The 14,639-nt window shown below is 67.3% G+C and carries 14 protein-coding genes, 1 tRNA gene and 1 pseudogene; 9 read left to right on the forward strand and 7 right to left on the reverse strand.

Annotated features, from left to right (window positions below; all coding sequences use genetic code 11):
- Nucleotides 1–2 precede the first annotated feature (2 nt).
- Complete coding sequence (locus R3F42_15125) at nt 3–557, forward strand: hypothetical protein (protein ID MEZ5543352.1); 555 nt, start codon at nt 3–5, stop codon at nt 555–557.
- A 325-nt stretch (nt 558–882) separates the two neighbouring features.
- Here R3F42_15125 and grxD read toward each other — a convergent pair whose 3' ends face one another.
- From grxD to R3F42_15140, 3 genes are all read right to left on the reverse strand, one after another.
- A complete protein-coding gene (gene grxD, locus R3F42_15130) occupies nt 883–1,209 on the reverse strand; it encodes a Grx4 family monothiol glutaredoxin (protein MEZ5543353.1) in 327 nt (108 codons plus the stop codon).
- An 84-nt stretch (nt 1,210–1,293) separates the two neighbouring features.
- Complete coding sequence (locus tag R3F42_15135) at nt 1,294–3,075, reverse strand: N-acetylglutaminylglutamine amidotransferase (GenBank protein MEZ5543354.1); 1,782 nt, start codon at nt 3,073–3,075, stop codon at nt 1,294–1,296.
- A gap of 113 nt (nt 3,076–3,188) precedes the next feature.
- Nucleotides 3,189–4,730, reverse strand: a complete 1,542-nt coding sequence (locus R3F42_15140) for a hydantoinase B/oxoprolinase family protein (GenBank protein ID MEZ5543355.1) — start codon at nt 4,728–4,730, stop codon at nt 3,189–3,191.
- Between the two features lie 208 nt (nt 4,731–4,938).
- Between R3F42_15140 and R3F42_15145 the strand changes: the two genes are divergently transcribed.
- The 8 genes and pseudogenes from R3F42_15145 (at nt 4,939) to R3F42_15180 (ending at nt 12,091) form a co-directional block, all read left to right on the forward strand.
- Nucleotides 4,939–5,535 (forward strand): urate hydroxylase PuuD, encoded by a 597-nt coding sequence (locus R3F42_15145; GenBank protein ID MEZ5543356.1) that lies wholly within the window; start codon nt 4,939–4,941, stop codon nt 5,533–5,535.
- Nucleotides 5,536–5,712: 177 nt separating this feature from the next.
- Entirely contained in the window at nt 5,713–6,888 is a 1,176-nt protein-coding gene (locus R3F42_15150; GenBank protein MEZ5543357.1) for an acetylornithine transaminase, read from the forward strand.
- Nucleotides 6,889–6,892: 4 nt separating this feature from the next.
- Nucleotides 6,893–7,795, forward strand: coding sequence for an ornithine carbamoyltransferase (gene argF, locus R3F42_15155; GenBank protein ID MEZ5543358.1), 903 nt, complete (start codon nt 6,893–6,895; stop codon nt 7,793–7,795).
- A 52-nt stretch (nt 7,796–7,847) separates the two neighbouring features.
- Nucleotides 7,848–9,220 (forward strand): annotated as a pseudogene (locus tag R3F42_15160) (sodium:alanine symporter family protein).
- A 134-nt stretch (nt 9,221–9,354) separates the two neighbouring features.
- Nucleotides 9,355–9,708, forward strand: coding sequence for an FKBP-type peptidyl-prolyl cis-trans isomerase (locus tag R3F42_15165; protein ID MEZ5543359.1), 354 nt, complete (start codon nt 9,355–9,357; stop codon nt 9,706–9,708).
- On the forward strand, nt 9,708–10,568 hold the full coding sequence (gene nadC, locus R3F42_15170; protein ID MEZ5543360.1) for a carboxylating nicotinate-nucleotide diphosphorylase: 861 nt from the start codon (nt 9,708–9,710) through the stop codon (nt 10,566–10,568). Before R3F42_15165 ends, nadC begins: the two co-directional genes overlap by 1 nt.
- Nucleotides 10,565–10,753, forward strand: a complete 189-nt coding sequence (locus R3F42_15175; protein MEZ5543361.1) for a hypothetical protein — start codon at nt 10,565–10,567, stop codon at nt 10,751–10,753. Before nadC ends, R3F42_15175 begins: the two co-directional genes overlap by 4 nt.
- A 132-nt stretch (nt 10,754–10,885) precedes the next feature.
- Nucleotides 10,886–12,091 carry a PQQ-dependent sugar dehydrogenase gene (locus tag R3F42_15180; protein MEZ5543362.1) on the forward strand — a complete coding sequence of 402 codons (1,206 nt, stop codon included), beginning with the start codon at nt 10,886–10,888 and terminating at the stop codon, nt 12,089–12,091.
- 121 nt (nt 12,092–12,212) lie between these two features.
- On the opposite strand, the gene R3F42_15185 is transcribed toward R3F42_15180, so the two are convergent.
- The 4 genes from R3F42_15185 to thiO form a co-directional block, all read right to left on the reverse strand.
- Nucleotides 12,213–12,698 carry an Hsp20/alpha crystallin family protein gene (locus R3F42_15185; GenBank protein MEZ5543363.1) on the reverse strand — a complete coding sequence of 162 codons (486 nt, stop codon included), beginning with the start codon at nt 12,696–12,698 and terminating at the stop codon, nt 12,213–12,215.
- Between the two features lie 205 nt (nt 12,699–12,903).
- Nucleotides 12,904–12,979: transfer RNA gene (locus tag R3F42_15190), tRNA-Thr, on the reverse strand.
- Nucleotides 12,980–13,021: 42 nt separating this feature from the next.
- Nucleotides 13,022–13,456: a transcriptional repressor gene (locus tag R3F42_15195; protein ID MEZ5543364.1), complete on the reverse strand. Its 435-nt coding sequence runs from the start codon at nt 13,454–13,456 to the stop codon at nt 13,022–13,024.
- Nucleotides 13,457–13,503: 47 nt separating this feature from the next.
- The gene (gene thiO, locus R3F42_15200) at nt 13,504–14,604 is read right to left on the reverse strand and encodes a glycine oxidase ThiO (protein MEZ5543365.1); all 1,101 of its coding nucleotides are present in this window, start codon (nt 14,602–14,604) and stop codon (nt 13,504–13,506) included.
- Nucleotides 14,605–14,639 lie beyond the last annotated feature (35 nt).

Consider the following 14,639-nt stretch of genomic DNA (forward strand, 5'->3'; position numbering starts at 1 on the left):
TCATGTCCGACCTGCCCGATCTGAACGAACAGATCCTGACATCCCACGCCGGACTCATCCACCGCGTGGTCATGCACTGCAACAACCCGGGATCGGTCCCCGACCTGGAACAGGTGCTGCAGCAGGCCGAGGCGAACGACTGGACCCGGCTGGTCAGCGCCATCCGCAGCATCATGGCCGGCAAGCGCGATGCAGGCGTCCTGCTCGGGCTGGATGACGAGGACCGGGTCATCGTCGATGCCATCCTCAGGGGCCTGCAGGACCCGGGCACCCTGCCGTCGCTGCAGGCCGACATCGATTCCGGCATGGCGGCGCCGGGCATTGCCGGCCTGATCCATGCCTCGCGCAACGGCAACCTGCAGGCCCTGCACATCATCGGCAATCTCGCCCAGCAGATGCTCGGCGCGGGTGGCGACATGGGCATCCTGGCCGGGCGGCTGCGGCCGCTGGTGGAAGGCGAACGCGACGTGGACAGGCTGACCGAGAAGATGACCGACAAGGGTCACAAGCTGATGCTGGACATCATCGAGGAGCTGCTCAAGCTCGAGGCGAGCTGAAGGAACAGCGGTCAGCTCCCTGCTGCGGGGGAATCAATGGGGTCAGAATCAATGGGGTCAGAATCAATGGGGTCAGACTCGATTGATCATTAGCAGAGAGTAAACCGATTACCCACTGTTTCGGGGGAATCAATGGGGTCAGACTCGATTGATCATTAGCAGAGTAAACCGATTACCCACTGTTTCAGATCAATCGAGTCTGACCCCATTGATTACGCAGATCAACCGAGTCTGACCCCATTGATTTGACCCCATTGATTGGCCCAATGCAAACGGCCGGACGGATAGGATCCGTCCGGCCGTTGCGCCTTGACCCTGGCGCCGCTCAGCCCGCCTGTTCGCCCTGCGCTTCCTTCACCAGCTTCTGCAGCTCGCCCTTCTGGTACAGCTCCAGCGTGATGTCGCAACCGCCGATCAGCTCGCCGTTGATGTAGATCTGGGGGAAGGTCGGCCAGTTGGCATAGCGCGGCAGGTTCTGGAAGATCTCCGGATCGGCCAGCACGTTGACATGTGCGAACGGTTCGCCACAGGCCGCCAGCGCCTGGGCGGCGCGGCTGGAATAACCGCACTGCGGGAGCTGCGGCGTGCCTTTCATGAAGATGACCACCGGGCTGTTCTTTACCGCGCTGTCGATACGTTCCATGACATCCATCGTCTTGTTCCTCGAGAGTTTAGAATGGGTACAGATTACATGGGGGCAGTCTACCCCCGTTGCAAGCCTCAAAAAAGCTACGGCTTACAGGGATTTGTCGACGTTGCGCTGCAGCCAGAACTCGAGCAGGGCGAGATGCCAGAGCTTGTTGCCGAGGATGCGGGTGTGCATGCGCTCGGGGTTGGCCAGCAGGGTCTCGACGTAATCACGGCGGAACAGCCCGCGCTCGCGGCAGGCCTGCGAATCGACGACCTCCTGCATGAACCGCAGCGCCGCGCCGCGCACGAACTTCAGCGCCGGCACCGGGAAATAACCCTTGGGCCGGTCGATCACGGCGTCCGGCAGCAGCCCGCGCGCGATCACTTTGAGCGGGTGCTTGCCGCCGGAGCGCAGCTTCAGCGCTGAAGGCATGCCCGCCACCAGTTCGACCAGGTGCTGGTCGAGGAACGGCACGCGCGCCTCCAGTCCCCAGGCCATGGTCATGTTGTCCACGCGCTTGACCGGATCGTCGACGATGAGCGTGGTCACATCGAAGGCGAGCACGCGATTGGCGAAATCGTCGCCGCCGCAGGTCGCCAGCCCGTGCGCGACGTGCGGCGACGTATAATCGGGTCCGTGCCAGCGCCGCTCGAGCATGCGCAGCCATTCCGCGTGATCGCGGTCGAAATAGCGTGGCGCGAAGCGTTCGATGTCGCTGCCCTGCGCCGCCGCCATCTGCGGATACCAGAAGTAACCGCCGAACACCTCGTCCGCGCCCTGCCCGCTCTGCACCACCTTGACGTGCTGCGAGACGCGCTCGCCCAGCAGGTAGAAGGCCACGGCGTCCTGACCGACCATCGGCTCGGCCATGTTGTCGACCGCCTCCGGCAGGCGGGCGAGCACCTCGCTGTTGGGAATCACGAAGCGGTGATGGCGCGTCGCGTAGCGCGCCGCGACCGGGTCGGAGTACTCGAACTCGCTGCCCCGCTCCTCCGGCTGATCCTCGAAGCCGACCGAGAAGGTGAGCAGTTCGCGCACCCCGGCCTCGGCCAGGAGCGCGACCAACAGGCTGGAGTCCAGCCCGCCCGACAACAGCAGGCCGACCGGCACATCGGCGATCTCCAGACGCTTGCGGATGGCCTCCCGCAGCGCGGTGTGTACCGCCTCGATCCAGTCCCGCTCACTGTAGCCCGCATGCCCCGGCGCGGGATCGAGCCGCCAGTAGCGCTGTAGCCGGCGCGCGCGCTGCGGCGTCACCGTCAGGGCGTGACCGGGCGCGAGCTTGCGCAGGCCGCGCAGGATGGTGCGCGGTGCCGGCACGACGGCATGCAGGGTGAAATGGTGATGCAGCGCCACGGGATCGAAATCGGTGTCCAGGCCGCCGGCCGCGAGCAAGGCCTGGCTGGTGGAGGCGAACCGGAAGCCCTGGCGGGTGATGCTGTAATAGAGCGGCTTGATGCCGAAGCGGTCGCGTGCGAGAAACAGCCGCTGGCGCCGCGCGTCCCAGATCGCGAAGGCGAACATGCCGTGGAGACGCGTCGTGCAGTCTTCGCCCCACTCGGCATAGGCACGCAGGATGACCTCGGTGTCGCCGTCGGAGTTGAAGCGGTGTCCGAGCGCGCGCAGTTCCGCGCGCAGTTCCGGATAGTTGTAGATGGTGCCGTTGAACACCAGCGCGAGACCGGCCGCGGCATCGCGCATCGGCTGCGCCGCGCGCGCGGACAGGTCGATCACCGCCAGGCGGCGGTGACCCAGCGCGACCGGTCCGTCGCGGAATTCGCCGCTGCCGTCGGGCCCGCGTCGCGCCAGCGTTGCCGTCATGCGCGCGAGCACCGCAGGATCCGGAGCCTGGCCGTCGAAACGCAGTTCACCGCAGATGCCGCACATGAGTTCTGTCCATTCCGTTAAAGAAAAGAAGTAAAAAGGGGTCAGATCCCTTTTTCAGCATTGCGCGCTATGTGTTTCCACCATGAGGAGAGAAAAAGGGATCTGACCCCTTTTTACCCTTCCGGACTGCCCCAGCCGCCGCCGCCCGGGGTTTCCAGCGTGAGCGTGTCGCCCGCCGCGACTGCGAAGCTCACCTTGCTCGGCAACTCACGCGCCCCGAGCCGGTTCACGCCGCAGGCGCCGGGCGCGCCGCCGTTGAGCCCCCAGGGCGCATGCCGCCGCCGCTCCGTCAGCAGCGTGACCGTGGCCGGGGCGAGAAAGCCGAACTCGCGCACCAGCCCGTCGCCGCCGCGCCGGCGGCCCGCGCCGCCGGAACCCGCGCGCAGACTGTAGCGCCGGATACGCAGCGGAAAATTCAGCTCCAGCACCTCGATCGGCGTGTTGAGCGTGTTGGTCATGTGCGTCTGCACGGCACTGAGTCCGTCGTACTGCAGCCCGGCACCGGCGCCGCCGGCGAGCGTCTCGTAATAGTCCCAGGCGGCCGCGCCGCCGCGCGCGCCCAGCGCCAGGTTGTTCATCGTGCCCTGGCTGGCGGCCGGAATCGCATCGGGCAGCGCCTGTGCCAGCGCGCCCATGACCGCATCGACGACACGGCTGCTGGTTTCCACGTTGCCGGCCGCCACCGCCGCGGGCCGCTGCGCGTTGAGCAGGCAGCCGGCCGGTGCGGTGAGCCGGATGCCGCTGAAACTGCCGGCGCAGGCCGGTGTCTGCGCCGGCATCAGGCAGCGGAACACGTACAGCACCGCCGCGGCTGCCACGGACAGCGGGCAGTTGATGTTGCCGTCGACCTGTGCGGCGGTGCCGCTGAAATCGACCGCGATGTCACCGTCGCGCACGCGCAGCGTGACCGCGATCCGGATATCGGTCTGTCCCTGGCCGTCATCGTCCATGACATCCTCGAAACGGTATTCGCCCGACGGGATGCGCGCCAGCGCCTGCCGCGCCAGGCGCGCGCCGTAGGCGTTCACGGCGGCGAGGCCGGCGCGCCACGCGGCGGTGCCGGCCTGCGCGGCGAGCGCCGCCAGCTGCCGCACGCCGGTCGTGTTGGCGCTGATCTGCGCCGCCAGGTCGCCGCGCATCTGGCGCGGTGTCGCGGTGGCCTGCGTGATGCGCCCGAGCACCGCCTCGACCATCTGCCCGCCGCGCAGCAGGTGTACGGGCGCGATCACCACGCCTTCCTCGTCCAGCGTGCGCGAGACGGGCATGGAACCGGGGGTATGCGCCCCGATGTCCGCGTGATGCGCGCGATTGGCCACGAAACCGACCAGCGCGCGGTCGACGTGCACCGGCGCGATCAGGGTGACATCGGGCAGGTGCGTGCCGCCCAGGTAGGGATCGTTGACGATGACCATGTCATCCGGCATCCAGTCGAGTCCCGCCACCAGGTCGCGCATGGCATAGGCCATGCTGCCGAGGTGCACGGGAATGTGCGCCGCCTGCGCGCACAGCTCGCCGTCCGCGTCGAATACCGCGCAGGAATAGTCGAGCCGGTCCTTGATGTTGGTGGAAAAGGCGGCGCGGCGCAGCACGGCGCCCATCTCGTCGCAGACGGCGGTCACCTGGCTGACAAACAGGCTGAGTTCGATGGCGTTCACGCTGGCGGCTTCACGGGCGCTGTTGCGCCCGGCAGGCTGCGGGCACAAGGATGCATACTCTAACTCAATGCTTTCATGACAGAAATCGGTAATCAAGCATATTGCAAATCGGGCATCGCTCCCGTATCCTCCATTTCCCGACTATTTCAGTCACCTATTTCAACAGCAACCGCGTGGCCGCAGCCACGGTCCTTGGGAGTCGAACGCAATGAATCCGTTAACATCTATCTGGGGAACCATCATTTCCGGCTTCGTCCTGGCCATCCTCATCGTCGTGGGGCTCGGCATGTCGGGCGTCAACGTGTGGGAAATCTCCGTCTGGGGTCACGTGCTCGCCGGCATCACCTGGATCGGTCTGCTCTACTACTTCAATTTCGTGCAGGTTCCCGCCGTCGGTGCCGCACTCGCCGACAAGGACGGCCCCGGTCCGGCCGCGATCAACAAGTACGTCGCCCCGCGCGCCCTGCTGTGGTTCCGCTGGGCCGCCGTGGTCACCTGGCTGACCGGCGCCGTGGCGCTGGAGGTGATGTTCAAGGGCGAGGGCTCGGGCTTCGTCACCGCGTTCACGCTGCAGGACCCGATGGCCGTGATCGGCGTCGGCGCCTGGCTCGGCACCATCATGCTGTTCAACGTCTGGGTGCTGATCTGGCCGAATCAGAAGAAGATTCTCGGCATCGTCCAGGCCAGTGCCGACGAGGTGGCCAGCGCCAAGAAGGTCGCGCTGATGGCCTCGCGCACCAACACCCTGCTCTCCATCCCCATGCTGATGTGCATGACCGGCCACATGCACGGTCTGCCGTTCTGATCCGCTCCGGGGCGGGCTGCCCGGGCCTCCCGGCCCGGCGCCGGCCCGCCCCGGGTAGCAACCGCACGCCCGGTCAACGGCCGGGGTTTGCGCTACCCCGGTCGCGAACGATAAAATCGGCAGTTTCTGCAGGCAGTCCGTACCGACTGCCTGTTCTGTTTTGGATCGCGTCAACCTATGTCCGAGCATCTTATGTCCACCTATAACAGGCTGCCCGTGCAGTTCGAGCGCGGCGAGGGTGTCTGGTTGTGGGACAGCGCGGGCCGCCAGTACCTCGATGCCCTGGCCGGCATCGCGGTCTGCGGCCTCGGCCATGCCCACCCCGCCGTGACCGCGGCGGTCTGCGCGCAGGCCGGCAAACTCGTGCACACCTCCAACCTGTACGGCATCCGCCTGCAGGAACAGCTGGCCGAGCGCCTGTGCGCCCGCGCGAACATGGACCGCGTGTTCTTCTGCAATTCCGGGGCGGAGGCCAACGAGGCCGCGATCAAGATCGCGCGCCTGTACGGACACAGCAAGGGCATCGCCTGCCCGGCCGTCGTCGTGATGGAGCGGAGCTTCCATGGCCGCACCCTGGCGACACTGACCGCGACCGGCAACCGCCGCATCCAGGCCGGCTTCGAGCCCTTGGTGCAGGGCTTCCTGCGCGTGCCCTACAACGACCTGGAAGCGTTGCGCACCATCGCCGCCAGCAAGAGCGACGCCGTCGCCGTACTGGTCGAACCGGTTCAGGGCGAAGGCGGCATCAACATTCCCGATGCCGGCTATCTCGCCGGCGTGCGCGCCATCTGCGACGAGCAGGGCTGGCTGATGATGCTGGACGAGGTGCAGACCGGGATGGGCCGCACGGGCGAGTGGTTCGCCTGGCAGCACGAAAACGCGCGCCCGGACGTGTTCACGCTGGCGAAATCGCTCGGCAACGGCGTGCCGATCGGCGCCTGTCTCGCGCACGGGACCGCAGCCGGCCTGCTGCAGCCCGGCAGTCACGGCACCACCTTCGGCGGCAACCCGCTGGCCTGCAGCGCCGCACTCGCGGTCATCGACACGATCGAACGCGAGCAGCTGGTAGCACAGGCCGCCGAGCGCGGCCGGCAGCTGCTGGCGGACTTCCACGCGGCGCTCGGCGCTGTCGCGGGCGTGGTTGCGATCCGCGGCCACGGCCTGATGCTGGGTATCGAGCTCGATCGCCCGTGCGCCGAGCTGGTGCGCCGGGCACTCGAGCGGGAACTGCTGATCAACGTCACCGCGGATCGCGTCATCCGCCTGCTGCCGCCGCTGATCATCAGCCCGGAACAGGCCGGGACGGTCGTCGCGCGGGTCAGCGAGCTGGTGCGCGAATTCCTGGCCGGTTGAAGCGATGCCCACGCGACACTTCCTGACCCTGCTGGACCTGAGCGCGGAGGAACTGCACCGGCTGATCCGGCGCGCGACGGAGCTGAAGGCGTGGCAGCGGGCCGGCAGGCTGTACGAACCGTTCCGCCACCGCGTGATGGCCATGGTGTTCGACAAGTCCTCCACGCGGACGCGCATGTCCTTCGAGGTCGGCATGACCCAGCTCGGCGGCCACGCGGTATTCCTGTCGCCGCGCGACACCCAGCTGGGGCGCGGCGAGACCATCGAGGACAGCGCGCGCGTGCTCTCGCGCATGGCCGACGTGATCATGATCCGCACCTTCGAGCACGAGAAGCTGGAACGCTTCGCGGAATATTCCAGCGTGCCGGTGATCAACGCGCTGACCGACATGTACCATCCCTGCCAGCTGCTCGCGGACATGCAGACCTACCTCGAGCACCGCGGCGAGATCCGTGGCCGCACCGTGGCCTGGATCGGCGACGGCAACAACATGTGCCATTCCTATATCAACGCCGCCCGGCGCTTCGGTTTCACCCTGAACATCGCCTGCCCGGACGGCTATACGCCGGATGCGGGCATCCTCGCCGCCGCCGGCGAGCACGTGGTCATGAAAGCCTCGGCGCTGGAGGCGGCGCGTGACGCCGACCTGGTCACCACCGACGTCTGGGCCAGCATGGGCCAGGAAGAGGAGCAGGAGAAACGCGCGCGCGCCTTCGCCGACTACCAGGTGAACGCCGACATCATGCAGGCGGCGGCGGCGGACGCCCTGTTCATGCACTGCCTGCCCGCGCACCGCGGCGAGGAAGTCGCGGCCGAGGTCATCGACGGCCCGCAGAGCGTGGTCTGGGACGAGGCGGAGAACCGCCTGCACGCGCAGAAGGCGCTGATCGAACTGCTGCTGGGCTGAGCGCAGCGTGCCGGCTCGGCCGGTCCTGAACACACGGGGGAGGAGCGGGCGCATGGACATCATCCAGCAACTGACCGACTGGACCGGCGCGCTCTCCGGTCTGCTGTGGGGCAACCCGCTCACCCTGCTGATCCTGCTCGGCACCGGCTGCTATCTCACCATCCGCATGGGACTGGTCCAGCTGCGCGGCTTCCGCCATGCCACCCACCTGATCGCCGGCCGCTACAGCAGTCATGTCGATGTCGGCGAGGTCTCGCACTACCAGGCGCTGTCCACCGCGCTGTCGGCCACCGTCGGCACCGGCAACATCGCCGGCGTCGCCACCGCCATCTCGCTGGGCGGTCCCGGCGCGCTGTTCTGGATGTGGGTCACCGCCCTGTTCGGCATGGCCACCAAGTTCACCGAGTGCACGCTGGCCGTGCGTTTCCGCAGCGTCTCCGCCAGCGGCGAGGTCGCCGGCGGCCCCATGTACACCCTGCTCAACGGCCTGCGGATGCCACGCATGGCGGCGCTGTTCGCGGTCTTCGCGCTGATCGCCTCGTTCGGCATCGGCAACATGGTGCAGGCCAATTCCGTGATGGACGGACTGGGCTACATCTTCCCGCAGCTGCACGACTACAAGTGGTACAGCGGCACCCTGCTCGCGGTGCTGGTCGGGCTGGTCATCCTCGGCGGGGTGAAACGCATCGCGCGCGTCGCCGGCACCATCGTGCCGTTCATGGCCATCACCTACATCGTCGCGCGCTGCTGGTGCTGATCAATTATGCGGCGGCGATCCCCGGCGCCATCGTCACCATCCTCGACCATGCCCTGAATCCCTGGGCGGCGGGCGGGGCCGCGGTCGGCGAGGCGATCCGCTGGGGCGTGGCGCGCGGCCTGTTCTCCAACGAGGCCGGGCTGGGTTCCTCGCCCATGGCCCATGCCGCGGCGCGCACCAACGAGCCGGTGCGCGAGGGACTGGTCGCCATGATGGAGCCGTTCATCGACACGCTGGTGATCTGCAGCATGACCGGGCTGGTGATCGTGGTCACCGGCGCCTGGCAGGAGAGCAGCGCCTCCCTGATGGGTGCGGCGCTGACCGCGCACGCCTTCAGCGGGGCGCTGGGCGACGCCGGCGCCTGGGTGGTCGGCGGCGGGCTCACGCTGTTCGCCTACTCCACCATCATCGCCTGGTCCTATTACGGCGACCGCTCGGCCTACTACCTGTTCGGCGAGCGCGCCGTCATGCCCTACCGCGTGATCTACACCCTGCTGGTGGTGATCGGGTCGGCGGTGCCGCTGCAGCTGGTCTGGAACCTCGCCGACGTCACCAACATCCTGATGGCGCTGCCCAACCTGCTCGGGCTGCTGCTGCTCGCCGGCCTGGTCAGGCGGCTGCAGCTCGACTACTTCTCGCGCCCGCACAAGGCCACCGGGGAGGAGTAGCATAAAAGGGGTCGGATACATTTTCCTGTACTTTCGCCGGAAAATGTATCCGACCCCTTTTATGCGAGACATTTTCTTTGGCCACCCAAAAGGCGGAGAATGCATCCGGTCCCTTTGATTGTGAGGAAACGACCATGACAGACGAGACAACCACCGACTCCGGCCTGCGCTACTCGGACCTGAAGACCGGCAGCGGCGAGGCCGTCACCGGTCGCGGCCAGACCGTCCTGGTGCACTACACGGGGTGGCTGGAAGACGGGAAGAAATTCGACTCCAGCGTGGACCGCGGCGATCCGTTCAGCTTCCCGGTCGACTGCAGCTACGTGATCCCCGGCTGGGACGAGGGCGTCAAGGGCATGCGCGTGGGCGGCGTCCGGCGCCTGGTCATTCCCCCCGAACTGGGCTACGGCGCCCGCGGTGCCGGCGGGGTCATTCCGCCACACGCGACGCTGGTATTCGAGATCGAACTGCTGGAAATATCCACCTGATGCTGATCGAGGTCCTCGACGGGGCGCTGCTGCACAGTGTGCGTGCGGCACTGACCGAGGATGTCGGTACGGGCGATATCACGGCCGATCTGATCCCGGCCGAGCGCCGGGCGCACGCCACGGTCATCGCGCGCGAGGCGGCGGTGCTGTGCGGCATGGCCTGGTTCGATGCCGTGTTCGCCGAACTCGACACGCGCATCCACATCGCCTGGGCGGCACGGGACGGCGACCGCGTCGCGGCCGGCCAGACGCTGTGCACCCTGGAAGGCCCCGCCCGGCCGATCCTGACCGGCGAGCGCACCGCACTCAATTTCCTGCAGACGCTGTCCGGTACCGCCACCCTCGCCCACGCCTACGCCGCACGCGTGTCCGGCCTGCCGGTGCGCATCCTCGATACCCGCAAGACCATCCCCGGCCTGCGCGACGCCCAGAAGTACGCCGTGCGGACCGGCGGGGCGAGCAACCACCGCACCGGCCTGTACGACGGCATCCTGATCAAGGAAAACCATATCGGTGCGGCCGGTTCGATCCGGCAGGCCGTAGCGGAAGCCGCGCGCCTGCATCCCGGCTTCGCGATCGAGGTGGAGGTCGAGCGCCTGGAGCAGATCGAGGAAGCCATTGCGGCCGGCGCGAACCGGCTGCTGCTGGACAACTTCAGTATCGCCGAACTGGCGGTGGCGGTAAGCCGGGTCGCCGGGCGCGTGCCGCTGGAAGCCTCCGGCGGCGTGACCCTGGACAACCTGCGCGAGATCGCGCTGACCGGCGTCGACTTCATCTCCGTCGGCACGCTCACCAAGCACGTACAGGCCATCGACCTGTCGCTGCGCTTCGCGCTGGCGGACGCGGAACAGCCGGCATGATCATCGCCGCTGCCGGCATCATCATCCTGCTGCTGTCGGTTGCCGGCGCCGCAGTCATCGCCGGGCGTGGCGCGATGGGGCAGCCACGCCAGGTGAAGATACTGCGCTTCGTGCTGTTCTTCTGGCTGCTGGCCTTCATCCAGCTGATCGTGGCAGCGCTCGGCTACGCCCTGCTCAGGCCCTGACACAACCGTCTTACGACACATGCGCACCAGATAGCCCGCACCAGGCCGTCTTGCTTCCTGATTGAAACCGCTCACACAAGCCTTGGCAGCGAGCGGCTATACTCGGGCAAGCCGGCCAAACGGAGTACCGCCATGCCAGTCCCGAAAACGACAGCGGCAATCGCGTCAGCCATGCTCCTGGCGTGCCTGCACGGGTGCGGCGGCGGGTCCGCGGACACCGGCACCACTCCCGCGCCGGCCGGCACACCGGCGATCGTCCTGACCCGGGTGTTCCCGGCACTCGCGTTCACGGCACCGGTCCGGCTGTTGCAGGCACCGGGCGATGCCGGCCGCTGGTTCCTGGTCGAGAAGGGCGGCATGGTCTGGGTGTTCGACAATGATCCCGGCGTCACTACGGCCACGCCGTTCCTCGACCTCACCGCCGTGGTGGATGCGACCCAGAACGAGTCGGGCTTGCTGGGCATGGCCTTCCATCCCGACTGGGGCGTCAACGGCAGCTTCGAGGCCTTCCTCTCCTACACGCGCACGGGCGCCCCGCTCGAGTCGGTGGTCGCGCGCTACCGCAGTCTGGATGGCGGCGCCACGCTCGATGCCGGTACGGCTGAGCAGATCATGACCCTGCCGCAGCCGTTCGTGAACCACAATGGCGGCAACATCGAGTTCGGTCCCGACGGCTACCTATATGCCGGCTGGGGCGACGGCGGCGGCGCCGGCGACCCACTCGACAATGCACAGGACACGATGAACCTGTTCGGCGCGATCACCCGCGTGGATATCGACGCCGGCACGCCGTACGCGATCCCCTCCGACAACCCCTTCGCCGCGAACGCGCCCTGCACCGGGGGTGCCGGCAGCGCGCCCTGCCCGGAACTGTTCGCCTGGGGCCTGCGCAATCCCTGGCGCTGGAGTTTCGATGCCGCAACCGGCGCGCTCTGGGCCGGCGACGTAGGCCAGAACGCGATCGAGGAAGTGGATATCATCGCGGCCGGCGGCAATTACGGCTGGCGCTGTCGGGAAGGCAGCACGACCTACGACGTCACGGGCAACTGCCCGACCGGACTCGTCGATCCCGTCGCCGAGTACGATCACGGCAGCGGCCGCTCGATCACCGGCGGCTACGTTTACCGGGGTGCTGCAATCCCGGACCTGTACGGTTACTACGTGTTCGGCGACTTCGCCACGGGCCGGATCTGGGCGCTGCCGGCCACCGGCGGTGCGGTGACCGAGCTGCTGGACACGCCCCTGCTGCTGTCGGCGTTTGCCGTGGCGAACGATGCGGAACTGTACGCCCTCGATTTCGCCGGCGGCGCTATCTACAGCGTCACCGGCGCCCCGTAGTCAGCGCACGGCAGCGGTCTGCGCGTACCGGGAATCCGGGCCAACGGCACAGCTTGGGATACGTGCCACCCAGGGACCCTTGCGGATCCCTGGGTGGCCGCGCGGCATGACGAGACAGGTGCTAGTCCACTTTGACGGAATGGCGCTTCGCCTTGGTGATCTTGGGCAGCGTCAGTTCCAGCATGCCGTCCTTGAAATCGGCCTTGGCCTTGGCGCCGTCCACCGTGGCCGGGAGCGCGATGGTGCGACTGAAGGATCCGCGCGAGATCTCGCAACGGTGATAATCGCCCTTCTCTTCCTTCTCCTCGTGACTGGTCGTGCCCTTGATGGTGACGCTGTCGTCGCTGACCGAGACGTCGAGATCCTTCTTGTCCACGCCCGGGACCTCGGCCTTGACCACCACCTCGTCCTCGCGGTCCACCACGTCCACCTTCGGGAAGCGCAGCTCCGGCATCGCGGCCTCGCGCAGCGCCGGCCAGTCGAAACGCCACGGCCGCAACCAGCCCCCGCGCAGGTACTGGTCGAACATCTGTTCCATTTCATCGAACGGGTTCAGGGCACGTGCCGGCTGGGCCTTCTTGAGTTCCTGTTTCTTTTCCTTCGACATGGTTCATCTCCTCGCATTAACGCAACACACACGGCGACAGGCGTCCGCGCCGCGTCTTCTGTCCGTATCCGGATTCTATGCCAGCTGCGCAGTGCGGCAATGACATGCGTCAATGGCAACCGGGTGCGGGTGGCGCCGGCCGCGCACGGTCGTGCGCGCTGCCGGCGGCCAGGCGGCTGCCGGGCGGGGGCTGTTGCGAGGGAAATGGTGCCGGAGATAGGAATCGAACCTACAACCGTCGCGTTACGAGTGCGCTGCTCTACCGTTGGAGCTACTCCGGCGTATCGGGGCGGAATTGTACCGCGTAATGCTGCCCGGCGGGATCAGTTTACCGCAGATTCGTTACGAATCCGGATGATGACATCGACGCCCGCCGCGACCGTTCCCGCCGGCGGTTCCGGCAGGTCGCTGATATCGAGGCGGTCGTGATCGATATCGATGAGTTCGCCGCTGTCGATATTGTAGAAGTGGTGATGCGGCCGGGTATTGGGATCGTAGAAGACCCGGGTGGGATCCACGATCACCTCGCGCACCAGCCCAGTGCGCGCAAACAGTCCCAGTGTGTTGTACACCGTCGCCTTGGAGACGTGCTCTTCGCCGGCGTTCACCTGGCGCATCACCTGATCCGCGGAATAGTGTCCGCAGCGGGCGAACAGTACCCGCGCGATCATCACCCGCTGCTGGGTCGGCAGGATGCCGTGCGCCCGGAGCAGTTCGGAAACATCGGGCTCTGCAGTAGTAACCGACTGTTTGTCCATGTAATTCACATATAAATTATAAGCGCGGCAGCGCACCGGCGTCTACGTCAGGACACCGGTGCCGCACAGGCGTAAGGACGCTCATCGAGGGTAGCGCGGCATCCCAGCACGAGATCGGCCAGTATCCGCGCGGAGGCCGGGCCCATGACGACGCCATTGCGGAAATGCCCTGCATTCAGATACAAACCCTTGATTTCGTTGTGCTCACAGATATACGGGATACCATCGGGGGTGCCCGGGCGCAGCCCGGCCCAGTGCCGGACCACGGGACATTCCGCGAGTGCCGGCGCGATCCGCAGCGCCTGCGCCTGCAACCGGTCCCGGGCCGCAGCCGTGGTCGACTTGTCGAACCCGACGTATTCCAGCGTGCTGCCGGCCAGCACCAGCCCGTCCCGACGCGGTATCAGATAGTAACCGGCAGACTGCACCACATGCCGCAGCAGTCCCGGGGACGCCTGGAACTGGATCATCTGGCCGCGCACCGGCGTCAGCGGCAGCTCCGGTCCCGGCCACAGCCCCCCGCTCCAGGCCCCGCCGGCGATCACGACCCGCGCCGCCGGCAGGCTGCCCTGCGCGGTCTCCACGCCCAGGACACGGCCGTTGGCATGGCGCAGGCGCAGCACCTCGCTCTGCTCGTGCAGCTGCACCCCGAGCTGCAACAGGCGATGGCGCAGGGCCGCACACAGACGCGGATTGCGCAACTGCGCCACCGCCGGCAGCAACAGCCCGGGCGTGTCGGCCGGCGCCAGCGCCGGCTCGACGACCCGGACGGCAGCCGGTTCGAGCACCTGCACCTCGACCAGATGCTGCGTGCACCAGGCAGCGATGTCTGCTGACAACACGGTATCCAGCAGCAGCATGCCGGAGCGGGTCCACTCGGGATCGGTGCCGGTCTCCGTCAGCAGTTCCTGCACCAGCTGCGGGTAGTGGCGCTGGCTCCAGGCGACCAGGCTCGTTACGCCATCGGGGTACTCCCACGGCACCAGCGGCGACACGATGCCGCCGCCCGCCCAGGACGATTCCCGGCACAACCCGCCGCGCTCGAGCACGGCGACCGCGAGGCCCTCGCGTACCAGAAACCAGGCACTGAGCATCCCCACCAGGCCGCCGCCCACGACGATACAGTCCACGCTGCCTTTGCTGTTCACCTCATTGGTTCCTTGCTGCGCGCCCGCGGCACAAC

This window comes from Pseudomonadota bacterium (genome assembly GCA_041395565.1).
Lineage (GTDB): Bacteria > Pseudomonadota > Gammaproteobacteria > UBA9214 > UBA9214 > UBA9214.